Genomic DNA, 15,049 nt, shown 5'->3' on the forward strand with positions numbered 1-15,049 from the left:
CGGGGGCGGGGCCGGGCCGGGGCCGGGCCGGGGCCGGGCCGGGGCCGGGCCGGGGCCGGGCCGGGGCCGGGCCGGGGCCGGGCTCAGAAGCTGAAGCACTCGGAGTGGATCCGACCGGCCGGCACCCCGGCCCGCAGCAGGGCTGCCTGGGTGGCGTCCGCCATCGCGGGCGGCCCGCACAGGTACACGTCGTGCTCCGCCAGCTCCGGGACCAAGTCGGTGAGCGCCTGCGGAGCCAGCGGATCGAACGCGGCGCCCGAGGGCCCGAGCAGGTAGTGCAGCCCGGCCTGCCGCTCGGCGGCGATGGCCTCCAGCTCGGAACGCAGCACGAGCTGCTCCTCGGCCCCGGCCCGGTAGAGCAGGGTGATGTCCCCCGGCCCGCCGGGCAAGGTCTCGAACAGGGCCCGCATCGGGGTGATCCCGACCCCGCCGGCGATGAGCAAGACCTTGGGCCGGGTCCGCCGGGCGGCGGTGAGCGCCCCGAACGGCCCGGTGGCGAGGACCCGGGTCCCGGGGCGCAGCCGGCGGATCCTGCGGGAGTGAGCGCCGAGCCCCTTCACGGTGATCCGCAGGGTCTTGCCGCGGACCGGCGCCGACAGCGAGAACGGCAGCGCGGTGTGCCACAGCCGCCGCTGCAGGAACCGCCAGCGCAGGAACTGCCCCGGCTCCGCGCGCAGCTCCGCGAGGTGCTCCCCGTGGACGACGACGGAGACCACCCCGGGCCCCTCCACCCGGACCTCGGCGACCCGCAGCGCGTGCCGCAGGGCCTGGCGTACGGGGACCACGGCGCGGTACCAGAGCAGCAGGACGGCGACGACGGCGTGGGCGAGGGCCCAGAACCAGGCGACGGGGGCGAGGTCGGGCCCGGCCGGCTGGTGCCCGAAAGCGAGGGCGGCGGCGAGGTAAGCCAGCAGGTGGACCCCCCGCCAGGTTTCGTGCGAGACCCGGCGGCGTACGGAGCGGGCCGAGGTGATGCCGACGGCGACCAGGAGGACGGTCCCGGTCGCCGCGGCGGCCACGGCCGGGTAGCCGAGCAGCTCCCGGACGGCGGAGAGCACGTCGACCCCCTCGTGCGCGGCGTAGCCGCACAGCGCGAAGAGCCCGTGCCCGAAGCAGAGCAGCAGGACGTGGCGGCCGCCCAGCGCGTGCCAGCGGGCGAGCCGGTCGGCGCCCACCCCGTGCTCGACGGCGGGGACGCGGGCCATGAGGAACAGCAGCACCAGCACCCCGTATCCCGCGAGCAGGCCGGACAGGTGCGCGGCGGTCGCGAACAGCGCGTCGAGCCGGGCCGACGGCCGCACCTGGGCGGCCCACAGCAGGGCCACGGTCCCCGCCCCGCCGAGCATCCCGCCCTTGACCCGAACCGCCATGTCTCGCTGCATGCCGGCCACGCTAAGGCGGTCCGGGGGCTCCCCGGCCCCCCTCGATGATCCTTAAGGCCGCCTTGAGGAACGCCTCACTGACCCTTAACCCGGACGCTGAGGTCGGCGTTCCGTCCGGGAAACAGGGGCGATGCCGTGGGGAAACAGCGGCCGCGCACGCTCGTGCCATGACCTCGGAACAGCAACGCGTGGTGGTGATCGGCGGCGGCCTCGCCGGCCTGCGGCTCGCCGCCCGGCTGGGCGGGGACGTGCGCGTCCTCGGTGAGGAGCCGCACGTCCCGTACAACCGGGTCCTCCTGGCGGAGGTCCTGGCCGGCAGGTACGCCCCGGAGGTGACGGCCCTGCCGGCCCCCGGCCCGGCCCTGCGCCGGGGGGTGCGGGCGGTCCGGATCGACCGGGCGGAGCAGCTCGTGCACTGCGACGACGGGACGGTCGAGACGTACGGCACCCTGGTGCTGGCCACGGGGTCGAACCCGGTCCTCCCGGCCCTCCGCGGCCTGTTCGAACCGGAGGGCCGCGAACTCCCCTCCGGGGTGCACGCGTTCCGGACCATGGACGACTGCCTGGCCCTGTCGGCGGCCGTACGCCCCGGTGTGCGCGCGGTAGTGATCGGCGGTGGCCTCCTCGGCGTCTCGGCGGCCCGCGCCCTCGCCGAACGCGGGGCGCAGGTCGTCCTGGCCCAGCAGGGCGAACGCCTGATGGAACGCCAGCTCGACGCGGACGCCTCGGCGCTGTTGCGGACGCACCTGATCGGCCTGGGCGTGGAGATCCACACGGAGTGCCGGGTCCGCGGCCTGTCCACCACCCCGGAAACCCCGCTGCCGGGGCTCCGCGGCCCCGGGGCACCCGGGAGCGCGCCCCCTGCCGGGTCCGCCCGGCGCGGGACCGTCGCCGGGGACCAGCCCCCGGCCCCCCGTGCCTCGATCGCCGGCGGCTCTGAAATTGCCCGACGGGCAATCCGGCCCACCGCCACCCACGCCCAGGCTGGCCGGAACTCACCCCCGCCGAAGCCCGAGGGCCGGAACCCCAACCCCCCAGCCCCGCCGGCGCTTGAGGCGCGGGGGCCGGGGCGGAGCCCCGGTTTCGGGAAGGGGCGGGGTGGGGGAACGCCCCGCAGGGTCACCGGGGTCGAGCTCGCCGACGGCTACCACCTCGAAGCCGACATCGTCGTCCTCGCCTGCGGCGTACGCCCTCGCACCGGGCTCGCCCTGGCCGCCGGCCTCGACGTCCGCACCGGCATCCTCGTCGACGACGAGCTCCGCACCAGCGACCCCCGCATCCACGCCATCGGCGACTGCGCCGAACACGCGGGCCGGGTGTACGGCCTGGCGGGCCCCGCCCTGGAGCAGGCCGAAGCCCTCTCCAAGGTCCTCCTCGGCACCGGCCGGGGCATCACGACCGACCCACCGCCGAGCACCGGGACCGGCACCCGCACGCCCCCCGGGACCACCCCCGGCCCGGGCCGCGGCCAGGCCACGCCCCCGGGCCCCCGCCCGGACACCGGCGCCACGTCCACCTACACCGGCACCCGCGCCCTGACCCGCCTCACCCTCACCGCCGGAGGCGACCGGCCCCTCGACCTCGCCGCCTTCGGCGAGACGACGCCGCGCCCGGGCGACGACGTCGTCCGGCTCGCCGACGCCACCCGCCGCACCTACCGCAAGGTCGTCGTCCGCGGCGACCGCCTCGTCGGCGGGGTCCTGCTCGGCGAACTCTCCGGCGTGGGCGCCCTCGCCCGCAGCTGGGAGGACGGCGAGCCCCTGACCGACCTGTTCCACCTGCTCACCGACCACGGAGGCTCCTGATCATGGCCGCAGCCACGCCCACGCCCACCCCCGCCATCGTGCTCATCGGCCACGGCATGGTCGGCCAGCGCTACCTGGAGGCCCTCGCCGAGCGCGGCGCCACCGCGACGCACCGGATCACCGTGCTCTGCGAGGAGCCCCGGCCCGCCTACGACCGGGTGCACCTGACCTCGTACTTCTCCGGGAGCACCCCCGAGGACCTCTCCCTGACCCCGGCCACCTTCATGGCCGACCACAAGATCGCCCTGCACCTCGACGACCCCGCCGAGACCATCGACCGGGAGGCCCGCACCGTCATCTCCCGCTCGGGGCGCGTGTTCCCGTACGACGTGCTCGTGCTCGCGACCGGCAGCTACCCCTTCGTGCCGCCCGTCCCCGGCAAGGACGCCGCGGGCTGTTTCGTCTACCGCACCATCGAGGACCTCCTCGCGATCGAGGAGTACGCCAAGACGCGGACCAGCGGCGCCGTCGTCGGCGGCGGCCTGCTCGGCCTGGAGGCCGCCGGCGCGCTCAAGGGCCTCGGGCTCAGCACCCGCGTCGTGGAGTTCGCTCCGCGGCTGATGCCCGTCCAGGTCGACGAGGGCGGCGGCGCGGCGCTGCTGCGCACCATCGAGAACATGGGGCTCACCGTCCACACGGGCGTCGGCACCCAGGAGGTCCTCACCGGCGAGGACGGCTCGGTCAGCGGCATGAAGCTGTCCGACGGCTCCACCGTCGACACCGACCTGGTCGTCTTCTCCGCCGGTGTCCGCCCACGCGACCAGCTCGCCCGCGCATCCGGCCTGGTCGTCGGCGAACGCGGCGGCGTCGCCGTCGACGCCCACTGCCGCACCTCCGACCCGCACGTCTACGCCATCGGCGAGTGCGCGCTGGCCGCCGACGGCCGCGTCTACGGCCTGGTCGCCCCCGGCTACGAAATGGCCGAGACGGCCGCCGAGGACCTGCTGGGCCGCGAGAAGGAGTTCACCGGCGCCGACCTCTCCACCAAGCTCAAGCTCCTCGGCGTGGACGTGGCCTCCTTCGGGGACGCGCACGGCGTCACAGCCGGCAGCCTGGACGTCGTCTACTCCGACTCCCGCTCCGGGGTCTACAAGAAGGTGGTCGTCTCCCCCGAAGGCGTCCTGCTCGGCGGCGTCCTGGTCGGCGACGCCGACTCCTACGGCCTGCTGCGCCCGCTCACCGGCTCGGTACCGCCCGTCACCCCCGAGCAGCTGGTGCTGCCCGCCGGGGCCGGTGCGCCCGTGGCCCTCGGCCCGGCCTCGCTGCCGGACACCGCGGTGATCTGCTCCTGCCACAACGTCACCAAGAAGGCGATCACCGCCCACACCACCGTGCCCGAGGTCAAGAAGTGCACCAAGGCGGGCACCGGGTGCGGCAGTTGCCTGAAGGTGATCGGCCAGTTGATGCCGGCCGCCGCCGACAAGGGCCTGTGCGGCTGCTTCCCCTTCACCCGCGCCGAGCTCTACGAGATCGTCCGCACCCTGCGCGTGACCTCGTACGAGCGGCTCCTCGACAGCCACGGCCGCGAGGAGGCGCGCGGCGGCGACGGCTGCGAGGTCTGCAAGCCCACCGTCGGCTCGATCATCGCCTCGCTCGCCCCCACCCTCGGCGCGAGCGGCTACGTCCTGGACGGGGAGCAGGCCGCCCTGCAGGACACCAACGACCACTTCCTCGCGAACATGCAGCGCAACGGCTCCTACTCGGTCGTCCCGCGCATCCCCGGCGGCGAGATCACCCCCGACAAGCTCATCGTGATCGGCGAGGTGGCCCGCGACTTCGGCCTCTACACGAAGATCACCGGTGGGCAGCGCATCGACCTCTTCGGTGCCGGCGTGGACCAGCTCCCCCGTATCTGGGCACGGCTCGTCGAGGCCGGATTCGAGTCCGGGCACGCCTACGGCAAGGCCCTGCGGACCGTGAAGTCCTGCGTGGGCCAGACCTGGTGCCGCTACGGGGTCCAGGACTCCGTACGCATGGCCATCGATCTGGAGCTGCGCTACCGGGGCCTGCGCGCCCCGCACAAGCTCAAGTCGGCGGTCTCCGGCTGCGCCCGCGAGTGCGCGGAGGCGCAGAGCAAGGACTTCGGGGTCATCGCCACCGCGGGCGGCTGGAACCTCTACGTCGGCGGCAACGGCGGGGCCACCCCGCGCCACGCCGATCTGCTGGCCCAGGACCTGTCCGACGCCGAACTGGTCCGGCTCATCGACCGGTTCCTGATGTTCTACATCCGCACCGCCGACCGGCTGGAGCGGACCTCCACCTGGCTGGAGCGGCTGGAGGGCGGCCTCGACCACCTGCGGGACGTGGTCGTGCACGACTCGCTCGGCCTGTGCGCGGACCTGGAGGCCCTGATGGCCGACCACGTGGCGCACTACCGCGACGAGTGGGCCGAGACCCTGGAGGACCCGGAGCGGCTGCGCCGATTCGTGTCCTTCGTCAACGCTCCGGGCGCACCCGACCCGAGCGTGCGCTTCGTCCCCGAACGCGGTCAGGTCAAGCCCGATCTGACCGTCCTCACCCTGGAACCCCTGGGAGGCGCCCGATGACCGTGGAACTGCAGGTGGAGGAGGGGTGGCTCACCGTGTGCGAACTGTCCGACCTCGTCCCCGGGCGTGGGGTGGCGGCGCTGCTGCCCGACGGGAGCCAGGCCGCCGTGTTCGTCGACCGCGCGGGGCGCCCGTACGCCATCGGCAACCGTGACCCCTTCACCGGGGCACAGGTGCTCTCGCGCGGGCTGGTCGGCTCGGCGGCCGGGCGGGCCTTCGTGGCCTCGCCGCTGCTCAAGCAGCGTTTCGACCTGGAGTCGGGGCACTGCCTGGACGACGAGGGGATGGCGGTCCGGACCTACCCGGTGCGGACCGCCGCGACCTCCCGCTGATCAGCCGTGGACCGTCGCCGGTTCAGCCCTGGATCATCGCCGGGTCCATCCACATGATCTCCCAGGTGTGCCCGTCGAGGTCGTCGAAGGCGCGGCCGTACATGACGCCGTGGTCCTGGGCCGGGCGGGGCTCGGTGCCCCCGGCCGCCAGGGCCCCGTCGACGAGCTCGTCGACGGCGTCGCGGCTCTCGGCGCTCAGACACAGCAGCACTTGGGAGGTCTTGGTCGCGTCCGCGATGGCCTTGTGGGTGAAGTCCCTGTACCGGGCCTCGGTCAGGAACATGGCCACGATCGAGTCGCTGATGGGCATCGAGGCACAGTTCTCGTCGGTGAACTGGGCGTTGTAGCTGTAGCCGAGCTTGCTCCAGAAGGTCTTGGTGGCCTCCAGGTCCTTGACCGGCAGGTTGACGAAGATCATGGTGGAGGACATCGCGGTCTCTCTTCTCTCGGCGTGTTCCGTTGCTTTCGAGAGATAGACCTGGGGGTCCCGGGAAACTCATCGCTCCCCGCGAAGTTTTTTTGCGGAATCTCGAAACCGCAGGTCAGGACGGCATCGAGCGCAGCTCCAGGGCCGCCAGCGGGACGAAGCCCACCGTGCCCGCGCCGCGCAACAGCTCCGGGTCCGCGCCGGCGAGCCGTTTGTGCAGGGTCAGCGCGATCCGCTCGCCCTGCGCCTTGGCCCGCTCCGCGTTCGGCCCCCGGTACAGACCGTCGATCGTGGCGCGCCACAGCTGCACCCAGCGGCCGAAGTCCTCCGCGGTCATCTCGCGGGCCGACTGGAGGGCGGCGTGCGGGGCGAAGGCGTTGCGCCGGTAGTCGGCGCTGCGGAAGAGGGCCCGCTCCCAGAAGTCGGTGGTCCGGGGCAGGTGCACGTCGAGGTCGGTACCGGCGATCTCGGTGAAGAACGGCCCGATCCGCGGGTCGGCGAAGGCCGCCGTGTAGAAGCGGCGCAGCACGACGTCGAGGTCGGTGCGGCCGGAGATGTCGGCATCGGCGGCGTGGTGGCTCATGGGACCACCATCCTCCCGCACCCGGGACCGCCCCAGGGCGGAAAGTCCCGCAATACGTCACCCGGTGCCGCCGCGATTTCCTCCGAATCCCCCGGGAGTGGATTCCCGTACTCCGGGGAATTGACGGGCGACCGGGGTGCGGCCGCCGTTACGAGGCCACGGCACCCCCCTTGAGCAGCGCGGCTCCCAGCGGGGTCACCGTGTGCAGGACGGCGTTGCCCCGGCGCAGGGTGGTGACCAGGCCGGCCTCGCGCATCACGCCGGCGTGCTGGCTCGCGGAGGCCAGCGAGACCCCGGCCCGGCGGGCCAGCTCGCTCGTGGTGGCCCCGTCCCCGATCGCCTCGAGCACCACCGAGCGGGTGTGCCCGACCAGCTTGCCCAGGGTGTGCTGGCGGTGCCGGCGCCGTTCCTCCGCCGGCCGGGTCGCCTCGCAGCCGGCCTGGGCCGATCCCAGCTCCGCCGCGGCCGGGTAGACCAGCACCGGCGGCAGCTCCGGATCGTGCAGGGTCACCGCGGTGCGCCGGCAGAAGAAGGAGGGCTGGAGCAGCAGCCCGCGTCCCCGTAGCCGTACGTCGCGGTCCACCGGGTAGTCGCACTCCAGCACCGGAGCACGCCAGCGCAGCATCGGCGGCAGCGAGGCGAGCAGCTCGTCCGCTCCGCCGTCGAGCAGCGCCCGGCCGCGTGCGGCCCGCTCGGCCTCGATCTGGGCCTGGATGTGGGTCCAGTACGGCTCCACGGCCGCCCGGTGGTAGCCGCGCAGTTCGGCGAGGAGGCGGGGCAGGTGCGTGGTGACCCCCTCCATGAGGTCCCGCAGCCGCCTGGGCACCAGGGCTTCGGATCCGCCCCCCGCGCCGCCTGCGGCCCCCTGGGGCATCCCGAAGGCCGCGGCCATGCCGGAGCCGCTCGCGGCGCCCACGCCGAGCAGCACCAGCTCGCGGCGCATCCGCTCGGGGTGGATCCCGCGCAGCGCGTCGAGGCCCAGGTCCCACCCGTACTGCCCCTCGACAGGGGTCAGGAAATCGGGAAAATATCCGCGGCTCGGTATCAGGGCGCCGAGAAGTCGTGTTTCACCATTCAACCTGCTCCGGGTTTCCGTACGCCAATCACCGAAGAGCCGCGTATCGCGCCGGTCTCTTAAACGGTGAAAACTCAGAATCGTTTCCCACAACGCATCGGGACGCCCTGCCATCCTTACGCGTGCCAGGTCCACTCCAGTGAAATGGATACGCAGCACCGAACCCCCACCTGTGCAACCGCAATCCCCCCGCCCTATGAGTATGCACGCCGTCACACGTGGTCACCATGGCCTTTCAGCCACAGTTGAAACCCCTTTCGGCGGGGGCGTGACAACCGAAATCCTGTACTCCGCCGGGCACACTCCGACGCGACCGAAACGCTCCGCGAAGGCCGTGGGGGGCTTTGCGGGGCCTGGCGGTCGGTCGCACCGGGAAGCGCCGACGTGTCCGGCGGATTGGCGGCAGGCGGTGGACGGGTGGGGATCCGTCCACCGCCTGTTGCCGTTAAGGCATCTGGAACAACATTGAACCAATATTGATCAGCCGGGAACGGACCGGAACGGGCGGGAACCAGCGGGAAGACCCGAGAGCGGCGAGAGCGGCCGGAAACGGCCGGGAAAATAGGCGCGCCCGCCGCCGGGTGTCAGGGAACCCGGGGGCAGGCGCGGTCAGTGGGGCCCCGTGTCGGGGCCGCGGAGGGTCAGCGGCTGTCGCTGCCCTTCGCCTCGGCGGCGGCGCGGCCGGCCTCCAGGCGCGCGACCGGGATCCGGAACGGCGAGCAGGAGACGTAGTCCAGGCCGACCTCGTGGAAGAAGTGGACGGACTCGGGGTCGCCGCCGTGCTCTCCGCAGACACCGAGCTTGAGGTCGGGGCGGGTGGCCCGGCCGGACTCCACGGCGCTGCGGACCAGGGAACCGACGCCCTCACGGTCGATGGTCTCGAAGGGCGAGACCCCGAAGATGCCCTTCTCCAGGTACGCGGTGAAGAAGCTGGCCTCGACGTCGTCGCGGGAGAAGCCCCACACCGTCTGGGTCAGGTCGTTCGTGCCGAAGGAGAAGAACTGCGCGGCCTCGGCGATCTGGCCGGCCGTGAGGGCGGCGCGGGGCAGCTCGATCATGGTGCCGATGGTCAGCTTGAGGCTGGTGCCGGTGGCGGCCTCGACCTCGGCGATGACCTGGTCGGCCTCCTCGCGGACGATCTCCAGCTCCTGGACGGTGCCCACGAGCGGGACCATGATCTCGGCGCGCGGGTCGCCCTTGGCGTTCTTGCGCTCGGCCGCGGCCTCGGCGATCGCCCGGACCTGCATGGCGAACAGGCCGGGGATGACCAGGCCGAGGCGGACGCCGCGCAGACCCAGCATCGGGTTCTGCTCGTGGAGCTTGTGGACGGCCTGGAGCAGGCGCAGGTCGTTCTCGTTGGCGTCCTTGCGGGACTCGGCGAGGGCGACGCGCACCGAGAGCTCGGTGATGTCGGGCAGGAACTCGTGCAGCGGCGGGTCGAGCAGGCGGACGGTGACGGGCAGCCCGTCCATCGCCTCGAACAGCTCGACGAAGTCCTTCTTCTGCAGCGGCAGGAGGGCACTGAGTGCCGCCTCGCGCTCCTTGTCGGTGTCCGCGAGGATCAGGTTCTCGACCAGCTCGCGGCGCTCACCGAGGAACATGTGCTCGGTGCGGCACAGGCCGATGCCCTGGGCGCCGAAGCGGCGGGCGCGCAGCGCGTCCTCGGCGTTGTCGGCGTTGGCGCGCACGCGCAGCCGGCGCACGCGGTCGGCGTAGGCCATGATCCGGTGCACGGCGGCGACGAGCTCGTCGGCGTCGTCGGCGCCCGCGTGCATGCGGCCCTCGAAGTACTCGACGACCGGGGAGGGTACGACGGGTACCTCACCGAGGTAGACCTTGCCGGTGGAGCCGTCGATGGAGACGACGTCGCCCTCTTCGATGACCGTCTCGCCGACCGTCATGCGGCGGCGCTTGGTGTCGACGTCGAGCTCCTCGGCGCCGCAGACACAGGTCTTGCCCATGCCGCGGGCGACGACGGCGGCGTGCGAGGTCTTGCCGCCGCGCGAGGTCAGGATGCCCTCGGAGGCGATCATGCCGTCCAGGTCGTCCGGGTTGGTCTCGCGGCGGATCAGGATGACCTTCTCGCCGGAGCGGGACCACTTGACAGCCGTGTAGGAGTCGAAGACGGCCTTGCCGACCGCCGCGCCCGGGGAGGCGGCGATGCCGCGGCCCAGCAGCTCGGTCTTCGCGTCCTCGTCGAAGCGCGGGAACATCAGCTGGGCCAGCTGGTGGCCGGTGACGCGCTGGAGCGCCTCGGCCTCGTCGATGAGGCCCTGGTCCACGAGCTGGGTGGCGATGCGGAAGGCGGCGCCGGCGGTGCGCTTGCCGACGCGGGTCTGGAGCATCCACAGCTGGCCGCGCTCGATGGTGAACTCGATGTCGCAGAGATCCTTGTAGTGGTTCTCCAGCGTCGTCATGATCGTCATGAGCTGGTCGTACGAGGCCTTGTCGATGGCCTCCAGGTCCGCGAGCGGCACGGTGTTGCGGATGCCCGCGACCACGTCCTCGCCCTGGGCGTTCTGGAGGTAGTCGCCGTAGACGCCCGCGTGGCCGGTGGCGGGGTCGCGGGTGAAGGCGACGCCGGTGCCCGAGTCGGGTCCGAGGTTGCCGAAGACCATGGAGCAGATGTTGACCGCGGTGCCCAGGTCGCTGGGAATGCGCTCCTGGCGGCGGTAGAGCTTGGCGCGGTCGGTGTTCCAGGAGTTGAAGACCGCTTCGACGGCGAGGTCCATCTGCTCGCGGGCGTCCTGCGGGAACTCGCGGCCGGCCTCCTTCGAGACGATCTTCTTGAAGCGCGTGACCAGCTTCTTGAGGTCGGCGGCGTCGAGATCGGTGTCGACGGTGACCTTCTTGGCGGCCTTGGCCTCGTCGAGGGCGTCCTCGAAGAGCTCGCCCTCGACTCCGAGGACCGTCTTGCCGAACATCTGGATGAGGCGGCGGTACGAGTCCCACGCGAAGCGCGCGTCACCGGCCTGCGTGGCGAGGCCGGTCACGGACGCGTCGGAGAGGCCGATGTTGAGGACCGTGTCCATCATGCCGGGCATCGAGAACTTGGCGCCGGAACGCACGGAGACCAGCAGCGGGTCGTCCGACTGGCCGAGCTTCTTGCCCATCTTCGCCTCGAGGGCGTCGAGGTGCGCGCTGACCTCTTCGCGCAGCTCGGCCGGGGCCTCGCCGCTGTCGAGGTAGACCTTGCAGGCCTCGGTGGTGATGGTGAAGCCGGGAGGGACCGGCAGACCAAGGTTCGTCATCTCGGCGAGGTTCGCACCCTTGCCGCCGAGAAGGTCCTTGAGGTCGCGGTTGCCCTCGGTGAAGTCGTAGACGAACTTCTGATCTTTGTTTTCCGACACGGGTCTCGACTCCTCGAGGCTCGGTGGCTGCCCTGACGGCCAGGAACATACCCAGATCGAAGGCTTATGGGTACGTCCACTTGGCGGTCATGTGGCCGTAACCACCCGCCTACCAGCAGATCCAATGTAACTGACGAGTAGCTGAAACCTACGAAGACCCTTCACCTCCCGAAGGGAGAGGGGTCCACTGAGGCCTGTTCACGCTCGGATGAGCGATCATCGATACATTTGCGTTCAAGAGTTGAACGAACAAAGGGTGGCACCCAGTGCCACCCTTTGAAAGTCTTACCCGTGACTATTCCGCTCATCTGAGCGAAACCTCTCCCATGCGTGGCGTATGTCACGCCGTCACTGGCACGGTTTGCCAGCCGTTTCTCAGCCTCCGGACGTGTCCAGTTCGGCTTCCTCGCTCACGCCCGCGCAGTCGTACGGATCCTTCAACCAGCCTTCGGGCAGGACAACCCGGTTGTTTCCGGACGTCCGGCCGCGCGGGCCGTCCGCGCTGTCCGGCCAGGGCTGATCCAGGTCCAGCTCGCTCAGATGAGCATCCAGCTCGGCCAGGGAGGAGGTGACGGCGAGCTTCTGCCGCATCTCCGAGCCCACCGAGAAGCCCTTGGTGTACCAGGCCACGTGCTTACGGAAGTCGATCACCCCGCGGGCCTCGTCGCCGATCCACTCCCCCAGCAGCTGGGCGTGCCGGTGCATGGTGGCCGCGACCTCGCGCAGCGTCGGCTTGTGGAAGTCCTCCGGGCGCCCCTCGAAGGCCGCGACCAGGTCGTTGAACAGCCAGGGCCGCCCCAGGCAGCCGCGCCCGACGACCACCCCGTCGCAGCCGGTCTCGCGGACCATGCGCAGCGCGTCCTCGGCGCACCAGATGTCACCGTTGCCGAGCACCGGGATCTCCGGGACGTGCTCCTTGAGCCGTGCGATGGCCTCCCAGTCGGCGGTGCCGCCGTAGTGCTGGGCGGTGGTGCGGCCGTGCAGGGCGATGGCGGTGACGCCCTCCTCGACGGCGATGCGGCCGGCGTCCAGGTACGTGAGGTGGTCGTCGTTGATGCCCTTGCGCATCTTCATCGTCACCGGCAGGTCACCGGCGCCGGCGACCGCCTCGCGCAGGATCGCGCGCAGCAGGTTGCGCTTGTACGGGAGGGCCGAGCCGCCGCCCTTGCGGGTGACCTTGGGCACCGGGCAGCCGAAGTTGAGGTCGATGTGGTCGGCGCGGTCCTCTTCGACGATCATGCGGACCGCCTTGCCGACCGTCGCGGGATCGACTCCGTACAGCTGGATCGAGCGGGGCTTCTCGGTCTCGTCGAAGTGGATCAGCTGCATGGTCTTCTCGTTGCGCTCGACCAGGGCCCGGGTCGTGATCATCTCGCTCACGAACAGCCCCTTGCCGCCCGAGAACTCGCGGCACAGGGTACGGAACGGGGCATTGGTGATGCCGGCCATCGGCGCGAGCACCACCGGGGGCTGCACGGTGTGCGGGCCGATCGCGAGAGGCGGGGGGAGCGTGGTCATCCCACCATTGTGGCTCAGGCGCGCCGCTCCACGCATTTCTTTAGTTAGGCGTACTATCCGGATCATGCACGAGTTGAGCCACCGGCGGCGCATGCTCGTACTGGCGATCTGCTGCATGAGCCTGCTGCTCGTCAGTCTCGACAACACCGTCCTGAACGTCGCGCTGCCCGCCATGCGCCGGGAGCTGGACGCCTCCGTCGCCGGAATGCAGTGGACCATCGACGCGTACACGCTGGTCCTGGCCTCGCTGCTGATACTGGCCGGCTCCACGGCGGACCGGATCGGGCGGCGCAAGGTCTTCACGGCCGGCCTCGTGCTCTTCACGGCGGGCTCACTGCTCTGTTCGCTCGCGCCGAGCCTGGAGTGGCTGGTCGTCTTCCGGATGATCCAGGCGGTGGGCGGCTCGATGCTGAACCCCGTCGCCATGTCGCTCATCACCAACACCTTCACGGACCCGCGCGAACGCGCCCGCGCCATCGGCGTCTGGGGCGCGGTCGTGGGCGTCGCCATGGCCGCCGGTCCGCTGATCGGCGGGCTGCTGGTGGACACGGTGGGCTGGCGGTCGATCTTCTGGATCAACCTCCCGGTCGGCCTGCTCGCCCTCGCGCTGACCCTGCGCTACGTCCCCGAGTCGCGGGCCGACCACCCCCGCGCCCCGGATCCGGTGGGCCAGCTGCTGATCATGGCCATGCTCGCCTCGGTGACGTACGGGATCATCGAGGCCCCGGCCGCGGGCTGGACCTCCGGGCTGATCCTCGGCTGCGCGGCGGTCGCGGTCGCCTCCCTGATCGGGCTGCTGGTCTACGAGCCCCGGCGGGCCCAGCCACTGATCGACCCGCGGTTCTTCCGCAGCGCCCCCTTCAGTGGGGCGACGGTGATCGCGGTGAGCGCCTTCGCCGCGCTGTCCGGGTTCCTCTTCCTGAACACCCTGTACCTCCAGGACGTACGGGGGCTGGACGCCCTGCACGCCGGGCTCTACATGCTCCCGATGGCCGCGCTGACCGGCCTGTGCGCACCGATCTCGGGCCGGCTGGTCGGTGCCCGGGGGCCGCGGCTGCCGCTGCTGGTCGCGGGGGTGGCCATGGCGGCCAGCGGGCTGCTGTTCGCCGCGTTCGAGGCGGAGACCTCCACGGCCCTGCTGTTCGCCGGGTACGTGCTCTTCGGCCTCGGGTTCGGCATGGTCAACGCCCCGATCACCAACACGGCGGTCTCCGGGATGCCCCGCTCCCAGGCGGGGGTCGCCTCCGCGATCGCCTCCACCAGCCGGCAGACCGGCGGGATGCTGGGCGTCGCGGTGATCGGCGCGGTCCTGGCGGCCGGGACGGCGGACGGCGGCAGCTTCGAGGCGGCCACCCGGCCCGCCTGGTGGATCATCACCGCGTGCGGGCTGCTCGTCCTGGCCGTGGGCGCCGCCACCAGCGGGGCCTGGGCGCACGGGACCGCCCTGCGCACGGCCCGCGAACTGGAGTCGGAGCCGGTCCCCACCCCTGCGCCGGCCGGGGCTCCCCCGCGCGGCTGACGGCTGCTGCGACCGCTGCGACCGGCTACTCCTGGCAGTTGAAGTCCTCGGCGTGCGAGTCGATCCGGTCCAGCAGCCGGCGCAGCAGTTCCTGTTCCTCGCCGGTGAGGCGCGCGAACACTCCGAGCTCCGCGGCGTCGAGGGCCGCATTGGTCTTGGCGAGGGCCTCGTTGCCGGCTTCGGTGATGGCGACGTTGTGGCGGCGGCGGTCGGCCGGGTCCCTGCGGCGCTCCGCGAGGCCGCTGCCCTCCAGGTCGTTGAGGATCCCGACCAGCACGCTCGGGTCCACCTCGAGCCGTTCGGCCAGCGCGCGCTGCCCGATGGGGCCGCCGGCCAGGTGCGTCAGGGTCATCGCGTGGCGCGGGGTCAGCCCGGCGGCGCTGAGCGCCTTCCTCATGCGGGTCTGGGTGACCGATCCGTGCCAGGCCAGCAGCAGGCCCAGCCGCTGCGGGGGGTGCTGGGGGTCCTGAGGCGCCGTCATGTCCACATCGTAACAACTCCAAAATGATTGC

The 15,049-nt window shown here is 72.0% G+C and carries 11 protein-coding genes; 4 read left to right on the forward strand and 7 right to left on the reverse strand.

All coding sequences use genetic code 11. The annotated features are described in order from the left end of the window. Positions 1-83: 83 nt before the first annotated feature. Positions 84-1,382 carry a ferredoxin reductase family protein gene (locus tag OG389_RS12365; protein ID WP_328298528.1) on the reverse strand — a complete coding sequence of 433 codons (1,299 nt, stop codon included), beginning with the start codon at positions 1,380-1,382 and terminating at the stop codon, positions 84-86. Positions 1,383-1,549: 167 nt separating this feature from the next. Here OG389_RS12365 and OG389_RS12370 point away from each other — a divergent pair, with 167 nt between their 5' ends. From OG389_RS12370 to nirD, 3 genes are read left to right on the forward strand one after another with little or no spacing between them, the layout of a single operon-like run. Further along, positions 1,550-3,187: an NAD(P)/FAD-dependent oxidoreductase gene (locus OG389_RS12370; RefSeq protein ID WP_328298529.1), complete on the forward strand. Its 1,638-nt coding sequence runs from the start codon at positions 1,550-1,552 to the stop codon at positions 3,185-3,187. Positions 3,188-3,189: 2 nt separating this feature from the next. Further along, positions 3,190-5,733 (forward strand): nitrite reductase large subunit NirB, encoded by a 2,544-nt coding sequence (gene nirB, locus OG389_RS12375; protein WP_328298530.1) that lies wholly within the window; start codon positions 3,190-3,192, stop codon positions 5,731-5,733. Next, a complete protein-coding gene (gene nirD / locus OG389_RS12380; RefSeq protein ID WP_328298531.1) occupies positions 5,730-6,065 on the forward strand; it encodes a nitrite reductase small subunit NirD in 336 nt (111 codons plus the stop codon). Before nirB ends, nirD begins: the two co-directional genes overlap by 4 nt. Before the next feature lie 22 nt (positions 6,066-6,087). Here nirD and OG389_RS12385 read toward each other — a convergent pair whose 3' ends face one another. The 5 genes from OG389_RS12385 to dusB all read right to left on the reverse strand — a co-directional run bounded on the left by OG389_RS12385 (position 6,088) and on the right by dusB (position 13,018). Next, positions 6,088-6,495: a VOC family protein gene (locus OG389_RS12385; protein ID WP_328298532.1), complete on the reverse strand. Its 408-nt coding sequence runs from the start codon at positions 6,493-6,495 to the stop codon at positions 6,088-6,090. A 112-nt stretch (positions 6,496-6,607) separates the two neighbouring features. Continuing rightward, positions 6,608-7,075, reverse strand: a complete 468-nt coding sequence (locus OG389_RS12390) for a group III truncated hemoglobin (protein ID WP_328298533.1) — start codon at positions 7,073-7,075, stop codon at positions 6,608-6,610. A 148-nt stretch (positions 7,076-7,223) separates the two neighbouring features. Continuing rightward, on the reverse strand, positions 7,224-8,309 hold the full coding sequence (locus OG389_RS12395) for an ArsR/SmtB family transcription factor (protein WP_328298534.1): 1,086 nt from the start codon (positions 8,307-8,309) through the stop codon (positions 7,224-7,226). 482 nt (positions 8,310-8,791) lie between these two features. Beyond that, positions 8,792-11,500 (reverse strand): pyruvate, phosphate dikinase, encoded by a 2,709-nt coding sequence (ppdK, locus tag OG389_RS12400; protein ID WP_328298535.1) that lies wholly within the window; start codon positions 11,498-11,500, stop codon positions 8,792-8,794. 375 nt (positions 11,501-11,875) lie between these two features. Then, positions 11,876-13,018, reverse strand: coding sequence for a tRNA dihydrouridine synthase DusB (gene dusB / locus OG389_RS12405; protein ID WP_328298536.1), 1,143 nt, complete (start codon positions 13,016-13,018; stop codon positions 11,876-11,878). 64 nt (positions 13,019-13,082) lie between these two features. Here dusB and OG389_RS12410 point away from each other — a divergent pair, with 64 nt between their 5' ends. Then, on the forward strand, positions 13,083-14,537 hold the full coding sequence (locus tag OG389_RS12410) for an MFS transporter (RefSeq protein ID WP_328298537.1): 1,455 nt from the start codon (positions 13,083-13,085) through the stop codon (positions 14,535-14,537). Positions 14,538-14,562: 25 nt separating this feature from the next. Here OG389_RS12410 and OG389_RS12415 read toward each other — a convergent pair whose 3' ends face one another. Further along, the gene (locus tag OG389_RS12415; RefSeq protein WP_328298538.1) at positions 14,563-15,018 is read right to left on the reverse strand and encodes a MarR family winged helix-turn-helix transcriptional regulator; all 456 of its coding nucleotides are present in this window, start codon (positions 15,016-15,018) and stop codon (positions 14,563-14,565) included. Positions 15,019-15,049: the final 31 nt, after the last annotated feature.

The organism is Streptomyces sp. NBC_00435, from assembly GCF_036014235.1.
GTDB lineage: Bacteria > Actinomycetota > Actinomycetes > Streptomycetales > Streptomycetaceae > Streptomyces.